Below are 15237 nucleotides of genomic sequence, written 5' to 3' on the forward strand. Positions count from 1 at the left end.
ATTCGAGAGGCTTGGAGGCACGATGGCCTTTGCGATCTACAAGCCCGGGCAGGGCTACTGGACCCGGACGCTCACCGCCGTCTTCGGCGGCGTATTGGTGCTGGCCGCGGCTGCGTGGCTGTACGGCCAGGCGTTGCTCATCCCGCTGCCCGATCGCGCCTGGATCACCAGCTACGGCTCCGATACCGAGTTCGTGGTCGGCCAGCAGGTCGAGCTGCTCGGCGAGGCCGGCCTGGGCAATCGCCCCGTGCTGGGCACCGCGACGGTCGAGACGGTGGAAGCCAGCAGCGATGGCGGCGTGCTGACGGTCGTGGACTGGCAGCTCCAGGAAGAGGCCCTGCGGTCGCAGATCGAGGCCTTGCGAGCCGAGAGCGGCCAGATCGCGACGATCTCTGGCGGTGGCGTTCGCGGCGTGCCCGTGGTCGAGCGAATCTACGTCCAGGGCGGCATGGTGGTGCTCATGGTGTTGCTCGGCGCCACGGTCATCGTCTACTTCGTTGCCATCAAGAAGGGCTCGGTTGACTTCCTCATCGCCACCGACGGCGAGATGCGCAAGGTCAACTGGTCGACCCGCAAGGACGTCATCAACTCGACGTGGGTCGTCATCGGGGCCTCGGCCCTGCTGGGCTTCTACCTCTTCGGATTCGATTTCATCTTCCAGTTCTTCTTCAAGACCATCGGCGTCCTGGATATCTGATTCAGGCGCTGCTGAGCGGGCTTCGGGCGCCACCCTCGCCCTAGCCGGGGCCGGACCGTCCCGCTCGACTTGCGCTGGGGCGAGCCTAAACTTGACCGTATCGGCCGTGGACCGCGTGGAGCGTGTCTGCGGCCGCTGTCATTTTCTGGAGCGTGCACGATGACCGAAGGCGAGCAGACGACCAAGGCCGGCGAGAGCAGCCCTTCCACCAGCCAGACCGAGCAGGAGGCCCCGACCGCCGCCGAGTCGCAGGCCGAACCCAAGCCCGAACCCAAGGTGGAGCCCGAGACAGCGCCCGAGGCGGCTGCCGCAGCCCCCGAAGCGCCCTCGACCGATTCGGCCGAGGCTTCGGAAGCCGGCGAGCCCGCAGAGCCCGAAGAGCCCATCGTGCAGCCCGGCATGAGCTGGTTCGCCCTCCGCGTGGCCTCCAACAAGGAGAGCTCGGTCCGCGACACGCTCCTGCGGAAGGTCCAGATCGAGCACAAGACCGACTTCGTCGGCCGCATCCTGGTGCCCACCGAGAAGAGCCGCACGTTCAAGAACGGCAAGATCAAGATCACCGAGACCAAGCTCTACCCCGGCTACGTTTTCGTCGAGATGAAGCTCGAGGACGACGGCCGCATCCCGCAGGACGTCTTCTTCCTGATCAAGGAGACGACCGGCGTGGGCGACTTCGTCGGCACGCCTCGCCCCACCCCGCTCGAGCTCCACGAGGTCGAGAAGATCCAGATGTCGAGCCGCGCGCCCGAGGAAGAGCCCGAGGTTCGCATGAACTTCGTCAAGGGCGAGCACGTCACGATCAAGGAAGGCCCCTTCGAGGGCTACGAGGGCACGGTCGATGAGCTGCTGCCCGACAAGGGGCTCGTCCGCGTGCTCGTTACCATCTTCGGCCGCCAGGCGCCCATCGAGATCGAGGAGTGGAAGCTGGCCAAGGCCGACGAAGGCTGAGCCGGCGGCGGAGCGACTATCGCAGCGTCAGCACCCGCTGCCATCTGCTCGCCTTGCTCGCGTGTCTCGTCGTGCCCTCGGCGGCGTCCCAAGTCTGGTACAGCGAGAGCAACTCGCGGGCGATCGCCCGGGTCTCGCGGTGCTGCGCCCCCAGCGTCGCCTCGAGCACGTCGTACGCGTCCAGCAGCTTGCCCTCGGCACGCTCGAATCGCCCGATGGCGACGAGGGCGCTGGCGTGCTGGGCCTCCACCATCGCCGTCCGCCAGTTCGAGACGCCCCACACGCCGCGGGCGGTGCGGACCGCCCTGCCGAGGACGGCCTCTGCCTCGCTGTCGCGATCGGACTCTCGCAGCAACACGGCCAGGTTGTTCGCGGCGATGGCCAGGTCCTCGCGCCCCTCGTCGGTGGTGGCGTCGTTCAGCGTGAGCACGCGGCGGTAGTCGGCCTCGGCCTCTGATGCGTTGCCGAGAGCGGCGTGCACCATCGCGCGCCGCCGGACGGCCCCGAGCGTGCGCGGGTCGAACGCCCCATACCGGCGCTCCAGATCCGCCGCCGCGCGGTCGAGCAACGCAAGGGCCTCGTCAAAGTCGTCGCGATAGAAGCTGCCAAAGCCGCGGGCGAGGTCGATCCTGGTCCGCAGCTCGTCGTCGGGGTCCAAGCTCCGTTCGGCCGCCGTTGAGAGCAGATCGAGTTGCTCGTCGGCCTGGCTCCACCGGCCGGCTCGCTGAAGGAACGAAGCCAGGCCCAAGCGGGCCAGCAGGGTGGCCCGCTCGTCCGATCCCAGCGAGCCCAGGTAAGCGCCGAGCGCTTGCTCCTGGAGGTCGATCGCCTCGGACCAGTCCGCGTCGGCGACGGATCGCTCGGCGAGGTGCTCGTAGATCTGGGCCTGGAGCAGCCCCTCCGAGTCGAGCGCACCAGCCACCTCCCGCAGCACGTCGCTCGGGATGCGGTTTCCCTGCGTGATGACCTTGATGGACGCTTCTGCCTCGTCGAACAGCTGCTTGAAGTTTGCCGCCTCGGCATCGGCCCGAGCTGCTTCGGCCGCGGCCAGGCGGGCGTTCTCTTCGGCCTGCACCAGCGCTTGCTCGGCCCGCTCGCGTGCTTCCTGCGTCTCGCCGAGCGAGGCGTCCAGGGCGTCGAGCGCATGGGTCAGGTCGGCGTTGGCCAGCACGAGTGCCTCGCGGGCCCGCTGGGCCTCCTCCTTGGCCTGCCGCTCCTGCTCGGCCAGCCGGGTGGTTTCATCCACGGCGTCCTGGAGGGCGAGCGACTGCCGCTCGAGCTGCGCGTTCTTCGATTCGAGCTCGGTCTGCGTGGCGGCGAGCTCGGCGTTGCGGGTCTGCAGCTTGCTGTTGACCTCACGCGTGCGCGCTTCGGAGGCTTCGAGCCGCGCGTTCGCTTCTTCGAGCTGGGAGGCCTTCGACTGGTACTCGTCTCGCTCGACGCGCGTGCTCGCTTCACGCACTACCAGCCCGACATAGACCGCCAGCGCCACGCCCGCCCCGATCGCGATCGCCGATACTGTCGCGACCGGCAGCCAGTTGCGCTTCAGGTACTTCCGTAGCTTGTACGTCGCGGGGGGCGCGATGGCCTCGACCGGCCGCCCGGCGAGATGGTTCTCCAGGTCCTCGACCAGCTCGCCGACGGTCTGGTAGCGCCGGTGCGGCTCCTTCGCGAGGCACTTCTGGGTGATCCAGTCCAGGTCTTCCTTGAGCAATCGACCATCGGCAACGCGCGAGCTCGGCGGTTCGGCCTGCAGGACGCGCGTACTGGGATTCTTCGGCTCGACCTCGCGGATGATCCGGTACGCATCGGAGGTCTTCAACTCGGCAAGCTTGTGCGTGTCGAAGGGGAGCGTCCCGGTCAGAAGCTCGTACAGCACGACGCCGAGCGCGTAGACATCGGTGCGAACGTCGGCATCACCACCGCCGTCGGCCTGCTCCGGGCTCATGTAGTCGAGCGTGCCGATGACCTGGCCCTCGAGCGTGTGCCGCGTATCCGCGGCGTAGCGATCATCGAGCGCCTTGGCGATTCCGAAGTCGATGACCTTGGGTACGGGGGCGCCGTTTTCGGTTGCCACCAGGATGTTCGAGGGCTTGAGGTCTCGGTGGATGATGAGCTTGCTGTGCGCATGCTGCCCGGCCCGGCACGCGCCGATGAAGACGCGGATGCGGTCACGGACCGACAATCCCTGGTCGTCGCAGTACCGCGTGATCCGCGGACCGTCGACGTACTCCATCACGAAGTACGGCCGCGAGCCGAGGTGCTGGGGCGTATGGCCGGCGTCGTACAAGCGCGCGATGTTGGGATGCTCGAGCGCCGCGAGCATCCGCTTCTCGCTCTCGAATCGCCGGAGTACGCGGTCCGTATCCATGCCGGCCTTGATGATCTTCAGGGCCACGGTGCGATCGGCGCCGTCCTGGTGGGCGAGATAGACGTCGCCGAAGCCGCCGCCGTCGAGGCGCCGCACAATGGTCAGCGCGTTGATGCGTTGGCCCTCGACCAGATCGAGCGAGGCCGCCATGTCGCGAACCTTCTCGCTCATCCCCTGCTTTACGGCGTCTTCGAAGAGGTCGCCCGCGTCGGGTTCTTCGGCCTCGAGAAGGCTCGCGACGTATCGGCCCACCTCCGGCTCGTCGGCGATCAGGGCATCGAGCGCCGCGGATCGATCGCTCTCGGCCAGGTCCTGGAGCCGGAAGAAGTGCTCGCGCGCCCGGGCGTAGATGTCCGGATCCATGAGCGACCCCCTCCCACGCACCGACCGTGAAACGGGAATCGGTCGGCCCAGCTACTAACATAGCCCGCCGATAGTGCGGCAATCTTCATCGGGGGAAGGCCATGGACCCAGGCGACGCGACCGGCATCACGAAGCTTCTGCAGGACGCGGGCAAGGGCGACGAGGCGGCCCGCGACGAGCTCGCGCCGCTGGTGCTGGCCGAGCTCAGGCAGATCGCCGAACGCGCGATGGCCAAGGAACGCCGCGGCCACACGCTCCAGCCCACCGTGCTGGCCGATGAGGCGTTCATGCGGCTGGTGGGCTCGGCCAACATCGACTGGGAGGGCCGGTCCCAGTTTTATGGGTATGCCGCTCGCGCGATCCGGCAGATCCTGGTCGATCATGCCCGGCAACGCAACGCGGCGAAGCGTGGCGGCGGGCACGGCCGCGTCGACATCGAGACGATGGGCGCGCTGGGCGAATCGGAGGGCGAACAGCACCTTGACGTGCTCACGCTGCACGAGGCGCTCCAGGAACTCGAGAAGCTCGACGCTCGTCAGAGCCGGATCATGGAGCTGAAGTTCTTTGGCCAGCGCAGCATCGAGGAGATCGCCCAGTTTGTGGGTGTTTCGCCGCGGACGGTGAACAACGACGTCAAGATGGCGCTCGCGTGGCTTCGGATGAGGCTCGGAACGGCTTAAGTCTGGCTAGAGCTCCACGACCCGCATGTCGCCCGACTTCTTCGCGTCCTTCGGTGGCAGCACAACGTCCGTGGCGAACTCGCCCATGCCGGCGTCGGCCATCTGCGTTCGGACGTTCGTCGCGTTGAAGAGCAAGCCTCGCGGCAGCTCGATCTCCGTCGCCTGGGGCACCTGCCCCGGCCCGTCGTCGACGACGACCACGTCCGGCCGCCGTCGCTTGGATTCGGGCCGCTCGGCGATGTACGCGTCGACGCCCGAGGCCGCGAGCAGGTCGTGGGCGATCTGGCCCTCGGTGCGTGCTAATGCCGGAATGGCTGCGTCGAACGCCTGCAGCAGGCCGCGGTGGTTTTCGAAGGTGCCGGCCTTTTCGGCCCAGGTCGCCCCGGGCAGCACCACGTCGCTGGAGTCGATCAGCCGGCTGGGCAGCGTGTCGATGAGCACGGTAAATCGGTCGGTCGCCGCATCGGCGAGCTCGGCTGGGGCCCAGTCGCTGGGGTAGTTGCCGGTGAGCAGCAGCGCCTCGGCGTTCTCGATGGCGCCCAGGAAGTCGTGGAACTCGACCGGGTCGGTGCCGCTGACGCTCTTGAGCACGCGCCGCACGCCGCGGGCGTTGGGCGCCTTCTCCGCGACCATGACGAACGCGTCCTCGTCGTCGAGGCTCTTGGTGGGCGGGAAGGCCTTGTCCTCGCCCTTGGTCGGCACGGGCCCGACGGCGAAGATCGCTTGATCATCCAGCGACTTGGCGAGCGTGGCGAGCGCGAACGCCTCCTCGCACGGCAGCATCGGGCTCACCAGCACGGCGAGGCGGCCGCCCTTGTCGAGCGCGGCCTCGATGCCGTCGAGCGCTGCGCGATAAGCCCGGGGCCACTCGGCCTCGACCAGCGCGCCGTAGCGGCGGGCATGCGGCTCCTCCAGACGGTCGGAGCTGTGCACGAACTTCCAGCCGTAGCGCACCTCGTCGGTGATCCAGTGCTTGTTGACTTTCTGGTTCTCGCGGGGCTTGACGCGGTAGATCTTGCCCTCGTTGTGCTCGATGGAGATGTTGTCGCCGCTGGCGGTGATGCCGTCGATGCTGGCGGTCTTCTTGAGGAACCAGACGCGCTGGGCGAACAGGAAGTCCTTGTCGAGCAGCGCCCCAACGGGACACAGGTCGACCACGTTGCCGCTGAGCTCGTTCTCGAGCGCCTTGCCGGGGAAGACGTCGATCTCGCTTCGATTGCCGCGACCACCGATCATCAGTTCGCCCGCGCCGGCGATCTCCTTGTCGAAGCGCACGCACCGGGTGCACATGATGCAGCGGTCGGCGTAGAGCCAGACGTGCGGCCCAAGGTCCTTCTTGGCCTGCTTGACCTTCTGCTCCTGGAATCGCGACACGCCGCGGCCGTACTCGTAGCTGTAGTCCTGCAGGAAGCACTCGCCACTCTGGTCGCACACGGGGCAGTCCAGCGGGTGGTTGATGAGCAGGTACTCCATGACAGCCTTCTGGTTGGCCACGGCCTTGGGGCTGTCGGTGTAGACCACCATGCCGTCGCCCGCCGGGGTGGTGCAGGTGGGCTGGAGCTTGCCGCCGGCGACAGGCTCGAGCTTGTCCTGGTTCCGCGGGTTGGGGGCCCAGATCTCGCCCAGACAGATGCGGCACTGGGCCGGACGCGAGAGCGCGTCGTGGTAGCAGTAGAACGGGATCTCGACGTCGTTGGCGTTGGCCACCTGGAGGATGGTCTGGCCGGGCTCGAAGTCGACGGTCGTACCGTTGATGGTGATGCTGGGCATAAGCGGCGGGTCTTCCGTGGATGGGCTCGCGGACGCGTGCTCGTGCGCTGCCCGGCCCGTGCTGGCCGGGACCGGTTCGGGCATGCTGACTGGCTTCCATGGTAGCCGCAGATGGGCGTGCGCAGGGCCTGGCTCGGTACCGTCCCGATGCCGCAACCGGCCGGGACCGGAGGCGTACAACCGTACGTACCTCCCCTCAGGGGCCGGAATCGTGCTTGCGACCTGGCCCCTTTTTCGGCCGCGTCCGCACGACGCGCGACCACACGAAAACGCCCCGGCTGGAATGCCGGGGCGTTCGTGCTTGATCCGAGTCGTAAGGCCGCCGACCGATCACTTGGTCATGGCGGCGTCGATGTCGTTGTAGCTGAAGTTGTCGATCGTGAAGTAGGCGGCAATGCCCCAGGCAGCGCGCGGGTCGCTGACGAAGGTCACGTCCTTGGTGAACGACGCTTGGCCGCTGGCAGCCAGACCGAGCACGCCGGCGGCGACCTCGCCACCGAGCGACCAGCTCCCGTTCTGGAAGCTCTCGAGCGACGCCTCGTCGGGGAAGAAGATGACGAAGTCGTTGTAGCTGCCGATGCCGCCGATGCCGACGTTGATGCGAGCGTGGCGGCTGTAGCCGATGACCTCACCCGCGTTGTCGTACACCAGGCCGTCGCTGCCGGCCCCGCCGAGCAGGTACCACAGGCCGTTGAACTCGCCGGGGAAGACGGCCCACGCGTGGCTGTTCTGGACCAGCCCATCGAACTCGGGCTCGGTCTTGGAAAGGTGGGTGATGGTGGCCTGGGCCTCGGCCTTGGTGATGGCCAGGGCGTCCTCGGTCAGGCCGGTCGCGGCGCAGCCGCCGAGCATCAAGGCGGCGCCGGCGATGGTCGCCACTGCGAGAGTCTGAGTCGTACGCATCGAAAATCTCCTGTCCTTCGCACTATGCTGACCCGCGAGAGGCTCGACCCGGTGCCCCCGGGTGTGCCGGGCCGGAATCTGTAGCTTCAGGAAGCCCCTCACGATGACCAAGCCCAACTCGAGCCCGGTCCCCTCTCCCAAGGGTACGCGTGATCTCTACCCGGACCAATTGCTCCGCCAGAACTACGTCACCCGCCTCTGGCGAGACACGGCCATCCGCCACGGCTTCGAGGAGATCAACGGCCCCACCTTCGAGATGCTCGAGCTCTACACCCGCAAGAGCGGCGAGGGCATCGTGAGCGAACTCTTCCGCTTCCGCCGCGAAGGCGGCGACGACGACTACGCCCTGCGCCCCGAGTTTACCCCCACCCTCGCCCGCATGTACGCCGCCAAGGCCGCCAGCCTGCCGAGCCCGACCAAGTGGTTCAGCATCGGGCCGTACTTTCGGGCGGAGAAGCCGCAGCGGGGGCGGCTGCGGGAGTTCTTGCAGTGGAACGTGGATGTGTTGGGTGAGTTGCCCAAGTGCAGGACCGATGAAGACATCGTTTCGGGTGCCGGCTATGCCGACATGGAAACGATGGCATGTCTCGTCGGCGCGATGGAGCTTGCTGGTCTTACACCGCAAGCGGTTCGGATGCACTTCGGTAGCCGGAAGTTGTTGAACGCCAGATTGGAATCATCGGGCATTCGCGAAGAGAACAGACCAAAGGTCCTGTCCCTCATCGACGGCCTTTCCAAGATGAGTGATGAGGCCGTCAAGAGCGAGTTGCATGCCATTGGACTGACTCCTGAGCAGTTCGAGAAACTCTTCGAACAACCCAAGACGGCGATCATCATGGATTCGGATTCCGCTGAGGCGATGGATCCTGTCCTCGCTCTGGGCGATGTCATGGTGGCCACGGACTGGTTTTGCTACGACCTCTCAATCGTCCGAGGCCTCGCCTATTACACCGGTACCGTCTTCGAGGTCATCGCCGAAGGCGAGCGCGCCATCGCCGGCGGCGGGCGGTACGACAACCTCATCGAGCTCTTCGGCGGGCCGCCCACGCCGGCGGTTGGCTTCGGCATGGGCGATGTCGTGCTGGGCTTGTTGCTCGACGACAAGGGACTGATGCCCGAGGGCGCCGAGCTGATGGACGCGCTGAGCCAGCTCGGCGCGAGCTTGCGCCCCGAGGCGTTCGTGGTGGCAGGTTCCGAAGACGAGGACCACCTCGTCGAACCGCTGCTCGCGAGCCTGCGACGCGGCGTCGAGCGCGAGAGCTTCGACGGCAAGCCATGGTCGCTCGACCGATACGCCGTGCGGCCCATGCACGCCCGCCGCACGTACAAGACCACGCGCAACCTCAAGAAGCTGCTCAACGACGCCGAGAAGCAGCACGCAAGGTTCGCCGTCGTGCTCCACGGCCCGGACAAGGTGCAGGTCAAGGACCTCGACAGGCGCGAAGAGCTGGTGCACGACCGCGGCGACTTCAGCATCGACCCGGCCAGCGACGCCTACGTCGGCAAGGCAATCGCCGACAGGCTCGCGTGACCCGCATCCTCCACATCTCCACGCGCCTCATCCTGGGTGGGAGCCAAGAGAACACGATCCTCTCGTGCGAGGGGCAGGCCGAACTCGGGCACGAGGTGCACCTCGCGTACGGCCCGATCTACGGGCCCGAGGGCTCGATGCTGGATCGGGTTCGAGCTTATGGCAAGATCAAGATGCACGAGGTGCCGCACCTGGTCCGGCCCGTGCGACCCATCACCGACGTGCGGGGTTACTTCGAGCTCAAGTCGCTCATCGAGCGGCTCGAACCCGACGTCGTGCACACGCATTCGTCCAAGGCCGGCATCCTGGGTCGCCTCGCGGCTTGGAATGCGGCGTGCAAGCCGGCCGTCGTCCACACGATCCACGGACCACCGTTCCTGCCCGGCAAGAAGGTGTCCAACGCGATCTATACGGCGGCCGAGCGTGTTGCTGCCAAGCGATGCCACGCCATCGTGAGCGTGGCCGACGCGATGACGCGGCAGTTCCTCGACCGAGGCATCGGCACGCCCTCGCTCTACACGACCGTGCGCAGCGGCGTGGACATCGAGCCCTACCTCACCAGCCACCCCACGCGCGACGAGGTACGAGAAGAACTCGGCATCGAGCCGCATGAGTTCGTCATCGGCACCATCGCCCGCCTGGCCCAGGACAAGGGCCACGACGACCTGCTCGACGCGTTGGGCGAAGACCTCAGGGCCAAGGACCATTGGCGGCTCCTGTGGGTGGGCGACGGCTACCTGCGCGAGAAACTCGAGCGACGCGTCGCCGGCATGGGGCTGACGAACAGGGTCGTCTTCGCAGGATTGCGCCCGCCGGCGGACATCCCCGGCACGCTCCGGGCCATGGACGTCCTGGCGCACCCGAGTTATCGGGAGGGACTGCCGAGGACGGTGACCCAGTCGCTGCTCGCCAGCGTGTGCCCGGTCGCGTACGACTGCGACGGAACGCCCGAGATCTGCCGGCATAAGCAAACCGGCTGGCTCATCCCCACCGGCGACACCACGCGGCTGGGCGACGCGATCAGGCGATTGGCCGCCAGGCCCGATGAACGATTGGCCCTCGCGGCATCGGGCAGGGAGGTCGCCGGGAGGGAGTTCAGCGCGGCGGCCATGGTCGCCGGGCTCGAGCACGTGTACCGCGAGGCGCTGCAGGAGCGTCAGCGGCGGCCCGACGCCGGCGTCGAGGCCCGATAGCCTTGCCCATGCCCCACCTCACGCGATTGCTGTCACCTCGACTCGCTCTTGCCATCGGCGCTCCGGCGGCGGCCGTGATCGCTGGTTGCTCGAGCGGTGGGTCGTTCGTGCCTCCTCCGATCGTGGCTGCACCGCCACCGCCGCCGTCGGCCCCGCCTCCGCCTCCGCCTCCGCCGCCGGAATCACCGGGCGAATCTCCGACGGGCGGCTCGGGACCCACCGGCGGAGGCGTCGACGCGACGCCCTACACGGGATCGATGTCTGCTTACGAGTTGCTGGCCCGTTCTGCCATGGCGTACGGCGAGGCCTCCGACTACCTCGACGAGGGCAGCGTCGTCATCGTCCAGCCAAGCCGCCGGAACGAGTATGGCTTCCGCACCCTCTACGAGCGCGACGGCGACTTCTCGTTCTACGTCGACGGCACGGCCGGCTCGCGGCTGCCGAACTTCGAGGTCCACAAGGCCGGCGTTCGATTCGAGACGATCCGATCGGGAAGCTATGGCCAGGCGCCGACGCTCGAGCAGGCCATCGTGCCCTACCAGGATCTCGTCACGATCTTCACCACGAGCGTGCCGCGGATCTTGGCGGGCGACGCGTGGGGACCGACGAACGACTATGAGCAAGCCAGGATCGTCGGCGTGACCAGCGTGAACGGCAGCCCCACCATCATGCTCGAACTCGACCTGATCGCGCACGGCCCGGCGACGCTGTGGCTCGACCAAGCCACGCTGCTCATTCGCCGCATGTCGCACGAGTTTCCCGATAGCCAGGGCGAGGTCACGGTCACGTTCAGCCGGCTCGAAGCCCGCTAGGGCGATACCCTCGCGGCATCATGGACCTTCGCCTGATCAGCCTCGGAGCCCTCGCCGCCAATCCGCTCTGGAAGGAATCCACGCCGGTACGCACCGGCCATGCGACGACCGTCTTGCTGACGGTGGGCAACAAGCGAATCCTGGTCGATCCCGGGCTGCCCGAGGTTGCGCTCGCTGCGCGATTGCATGAACGCGCGGGCATCCGGCCTGCAGACGTCACCGATGTGTTTCTGACCTGCTTCAAGCCCGACATGACGCGCGGCCTGCGGCTCTTTGACCATGCGAGGTGGTGGATCCACGAGGCCGAACGCGAATCGGTGGGCCTCTTGCTGGGCGAGACGCTGCGTCGCATGGCCCAGGGCGGTGATCTTGGCGGCAACCACGGACTCGAAGACGATGGCCCCGACCCGCTCGACGCGCTCAAGGAGCGTGTCGCACAACTACGTACATGCAAGCCCGCACCAGATCGGCTCGCCGACAAGGTGGACCTTTTTCCCCTTCCGGGCGCGACACCCGGATTGTGCGGTCTCTTGGTGGCGCTGCCCAGCCACACGCTGCTGATTTGTTCGGATGCGGTGCCCGATGGGGAACACCTATCGAAAGGGCGGGTGCTCGATGACTCCGCGGACGTCGAGCGAGCGAAGTCTTCGTTTGCCGAGGCTATCGAGATTGCCGACGTTCTCATTTGTGGCCGCGACGGCATGGTCATCAATCCAACCAAACGCGCTTTCTGATAGCCTATCCTGTCAACGTGAATGGCCGAGATCGCGAGTCGTTAGCGGATCTTGTCGAGCGCTTTCTTGACGAGAACTTGGCTCAGTCTCCCGCCTTTCGATCGCTCGCGAAATGCTTGGCGGAACTCACGCTCGAACGCATCCGCGAGCACGAAGCTGAGCACGAAGCTCGAGCAACGTCGCAAGACGAGAACGAGAAAGTAGACACCCCCGGGCTCGCCAACGGGATCCCTTCGGCACGGGCGAAGGTCGAACCGACGGCCGTGGTGCCGCTACGCATCGGCGATGCGAGGATCGAGGTGCCCGTCTCGGGTGAGTCTCGTGCGGTGACGGCGGCGCGCGACGCGGCTCAGCTCGACGCCCCGCGTCACGATCACGAAGACGACTACCTCAAGCAAACGGCCGAAGCCCGGGCGATCGACCTCGGTCGCATCTCGAAGCGATGTCGGCTGAAGGCCGACTCTTGCCTGCACCAGGTACTCCGGCAGAACCAGGAACGCGAGAGTGCCGAGGAGTACAAGTCTCGCCAGCGGATGAATGAACTCATCGCCACGGCGAGGTCGATCCCCGACTGCTTCTTGTGGATGTTCTTTCGCAAGGGCGCCCCTTCGACCGATGCCCAGTTGCGGCTCATCGCCGGCTGCTATGAGGCCATGGCCGACGCCATCGAACTCTGCCATGCCATCGAGCCGCTCGACGAATGGGTCGACCAGGACCAGGTTCGTACGGCCCTCCAGCTGCTCGCTACGACCAGCAGCGGGCTGCGTGTCGCCTTGGCAAACACATGGCTCACCCAGGCCGACATCGATCAGGACGAAGTCCATCGGTGGCTCAAGCTGGTCACCGCCGAACATCGGTATCTCGTCAAGCACCACATGCAGCTGAGCGATCCGGCCGATCCGGAAGCCGACGTCGCCGATGCCCACGAACGCGCGCGAGAGCTCCACCGGACCATCGAGGCCGATCGGTCGCGATCCGAAGCCGCCGAGCGTCTGCTCAAGCGGGGCCTGTACCACGCCCAGCGCGTGCGCGACGCGTCGAAGTCTCCCTACGACGAAGAGCCACCCACGCACGACTGCCAGAAGATCAACGAGGTGGTGGAAGGATTGGTCGACTTGGCCCCGCCAGACCTCGACGCCAACATCCGGCAGATCGCGGGCGTCGTTGGACCATCGATGTTCTCTCACGTTGTCGAGCCCCACGATCGCTTGGCCGATGCGGCGTCGCGGCTCGACCAGGAACGAAACAAGCCTCGCCCCGATCGCGAGAGCACCAGCCAGCCCGCCGAACGGACGTGGAGCGACAGCGTGCTCGAGGTGCGCGAGATGCTCGCGGGCAGCCAGATCGTGGTCATCGGTGGCGAGCCTCGACGAGACGCGATCGACCGCATGCGCGACGCCTTCGGGCTCGACGCCGTTTCGTGGCCCGAACTGACCGAGCACGGTTCGGCCGAACCCATGCGAGCGCCGATCTCGAGCCCCCAGACGCGGTTGGTCGTGGTGCTGATCAAGCTGACCGGACACGAGCACGCCGAACGCGCCCGCGACTTCGCGCGGCAGGCGTCGGTCCCTTCGGTGCTCATGCCAGCGGGCTACAACCCCGAGATGATCGCCGCCGAGGTCCTCCGCCAGGCGAGCGCTCAGCTCGGCAGTGCCTGACTCGCTCGCTTACGGACAGCCAGCGTCGAATGCATTCTGGAAGGCCAGGAAGTCGAACAGCGACAACTCGCCGTCGCCGTCGAAGTCGGCCGCCGGGTCGCCCGCATCGAACAGGTTCTGGAACGCCAGGAAGTCGAAGAGGGTCAGGTCGCCGTCACCGTCGATATCGGCCAAGCACTGGCACGAGTCTGGGATGCCATCGCCATTGACGTCTGCCTCGGCACCGACTGCGATCTCGCACGCATCGGACACGAGGTCACCGTCGCAGTCGTCGATCGGGTCGACCGGCATGACCTTGCGGATCGTGCCGCCCTGGCTCAGCACGTAGACCTCGCCGTAGGCATCACGGCCAAAGCTGATGATGCTGCTGATGCCGCCGAACTGGCTGGTCCGTAGCGTGAACTCGGTGACCATGCCGTCGACCATGCGGATCGACCAGACGCGGTTCGAGCAGTAGTCGGCGTAGAAGTACGTGCCCGACAAGCCGTCGATCTGGCAGCCGCGGTAGACCTGCCCGCCGGTGATCGAGCAGCCGCCGGCGGCCGTGTGATCGTACGTCACGACCGGCTCGACGAAGGGCGATGCATCGCAGGGACGCGGGCACGGGAACTCGGTCGAGAAACACCGGTCGCCCTCGCGACACTTCCAGCCATAGTTTTCGCCGCCCGCGCTATCGGCCAACTGGTAGTTGACCTCCTCGCGCGCGCCCTGGCCGACGTCGGCGATGTACAGGTCGCCCGTCTCGGGATCGAAGTCGTTGCGGTACGGATTGCGCAGGCCGTAGGCCCAGATTTCTTCTTCGTTGCCCGTGCCCACGAACGGGTTGTCGGCGGGGATGGCGTACTCGAGACCCGGGTCGGGCGTGCCGAGCACGTCGATGCGGAGGATCTTGCCCAGCAGCGTGTTGAGGCGCTGGCCGTAGCCGTCGGGGTCGCCCCCGCTGCCGCCGTCGCCCAGCGCGATGTACAGATACTCGTCGTTGGGTCCGAAGTCGATCCAGCCGCCGTTGTGGTTCGTGAAGGGCTGGTCGACCGTGAGCAGGATCTGTCCGCTGCTCGGATCGGCGACGTCGGGGTTGGTCGCCGAGACCGAGTAGCGTGCAATCGTCGTATCACCCGCGTTGTTCGAATAGTGAACGAAGAACCAGCCGTCGTCGTCGTACTGCGGGCTGAAGGCGATGCCGATCAGGCCGCGCTCGCCGAAGCTGGAGATCAGCGGATCGATGTCGAGGAAGGGCGTCGGGAGCAGCACGCCGTCGCGCACCACGCGGACCTGGCCGTCCTTCTCGGTCACGAACACGCGGCCGAAGTCGCCTGGCGCGTGCACGAGCGCGGTCGGCTCGTCCAGGCCGGTCAGGAAGACCTCGGTGGTCACGTCGACCTGGGCCGAAGCAACGGTCGCCAGTCCGGCGGCGGCAGTCAGCGCCGCCAGCGTCGTCGTTGAGATTCGGTTCGTCATCGCTCACTCCTCGCGCGGCAATGCATCCGCACGCCGCCGCTGTCGCGTTGGTTGCTCGATCATAAGAGACTAAAGCACCCGGGCGGCCGAGCGTTGCACCTCGTGTACGGCACGCGGGT

Annotated in this window: 12 protein-coding genes; 8 read left to right on the plus strand and 4 right to left on the minus strand. The window is 66.9% G+C overall.

Going from position 1 to position 15237, the window contains the following annotated elements:
• Positions 1-22: 22 nt before the first annotated feature.
• Positions 23-697 (plus strand): preprotein translocase subunit SecE, encoded by a 675-nt coding sequence (gene secE / locus RIA68_03815; protein ID MEQ8316561.1) that lies wholly within the window; start codon positions 23-25, stop codon positions 695-697.
• 159 nt (positions 698-856) lie between these two features.
• Positions 857-1645 (plus strand): transcription termination/antitermination protein NusG, encoded by a 789-nt coding sequence (gene nusG, locus RIA68_03820; GenBank protein ID MEQ8316562.1) that lies wholly within the window; start codon positions 857-859, stop codon positions 1643-1645.
• A 16-nt stretch (positions 1646-1661) separates the two neighbouring features.
• On the opposite strand, the gene RIA68_03825 is transcribed toward nusG, so the two are convergent.
• Entirely contained in the window at positions 1662-4379 is a 2718-nt protein-coding gene (locus RIA68_03825; protein MEQ8316563.1) for a protein kinase, read from the minus strand.
• A gap of 101 nt (positions 4380-4480) precedes the next feature.
• Here RIA68_03825 and RIA68_03830 point away from each other — a divergent pair, with 101 nt between their 5' ends.
• The gene (locus tag RIA68_03830; protein MEQ8316564.1) at positions 4481-5059 is read left to right on the plus strand and encodes an ECF-type sigma factor; all 579 of its coding nucleotides are present in this window, start codon (positions 4481-4483) and stop codon (positions 5057-5059) included.
• A 6-nt stretch (positions 5060-5065) separates the two neighbouring features.
• On the opposite strand, the gene RIA68_03835 is transcribed toward RIA68_03830, so the two are convergent.
• Together RIA68_03835 and RIA68_03840 are read right to left on the minus strand one after the other, a co-directional pair.
• Positions 5066-6913: a 2Fe-2S iron-sulfur cluster-binding protein gene (locus RIA68_03835; GenBank protein ID MEQ8316565.1), complete on the minus strand. Its 1848-nt coding sequence runs from the start codon at positions 6911-6913 to the stop codon at positions 5066-5068.
• A 246-nt stretch (positions 6914-7159) separates the two neighbouring features.
• On the minus strand, positions 7160-7732 hold the full coding sequence (locus tag RIA68_03840; GenBank protein MEQ8316566.1) for a hypothetical protein: 573 nt from the start codon (positions 7730-7732) through the stop codon (positions 7160-7162).
• Positions 7733-7835: 103 nt separating this feature from the next.
• Between RIA68_03840 and RIA68_03845 the strand changes: the two genes are divergently transcribed.
• The 5 genes from RIA68_03845 (at position 7836) to RIA68_03865 (ending at position 13660) form a co-directional block, all read left to right on the plus strand.
• Complete coding sequence (locus tag RIA68_03845) at positions 7836-9263, plus strand: ATP phosphoribosyltransferase regulatory subunit (protein ID MEQ8316567.1); 1428 nt, start codon at positions 7836-7838, stop codon at positions 9261-9263.
• Positions 9260-10456, plus strand: a complete 1197-nt coding sequence (locus RIA68_03850) for a glycosyltransferase family 4 protein (protein MEQ8316568.1) — start codon at positions 9260-9262, stop codon at positions 10454-10456. The genes RIA68_03845 and RIA68_03850 overlap by 4 nt, the downstream gene beginning before the upstream one ends.
• A 257-nt stretch (positions 10457-10713) precedes the next feature.
• Entirely contained in the window at positions 10714-11268 is a 555-nt protein-coding gene (locus tag RIA68_03855; protein ID MEQ8316569.1) for a hypothetical protein, read from the plus strand.
• Positions 11269-11288: 20 nt separating this feature from the next.
• Positions 11289-12002, plus strand: coding sequence for an MBL fold metallo-hydrolase (locus RIA68_03860; protein MEQ8316570.1), 714 nt, complete (start codon positions 11289-11291; stop codon positions 12000-12002).
• Between the two features lie 116 nt (positions 12003-12118).
• Positions 12119-13660, plus strand: coding sequence for a hypothetical protein (locus tag RIA68_03865; protein MEQ8316571.1), 1542 nt, complete (start codon positions 12119-12121; stop codon positions 13658-13660).
• Between the two features lie 9 nt (positions 13661-13669).
• On the opposite strand, the gene RIA68_03870 is transcribed toward RIA68_03865, so the two are convergent.
• Positions 13670-15118: a PQQ-dependent sugar dehydrogenase gene (locus RIA68_03870; GenBank protein ID MEQ8316572.1), complete on the minus strand. Its 1449-nt coding sequence runs from the start codon at positions 15116-15118 to the stop codon at positions 13670-13672.
• Positions 15119-15237 lie beyond the last annotated feature (119 nt).

The organism is Phycisphaerales bacterium (assembly GCA_040217175.1).
Lineage (GTDB): Bacteria > Planctomycetota > Phycisphaerae > Phycisphaerales > UBA1924 > JAHCJI01.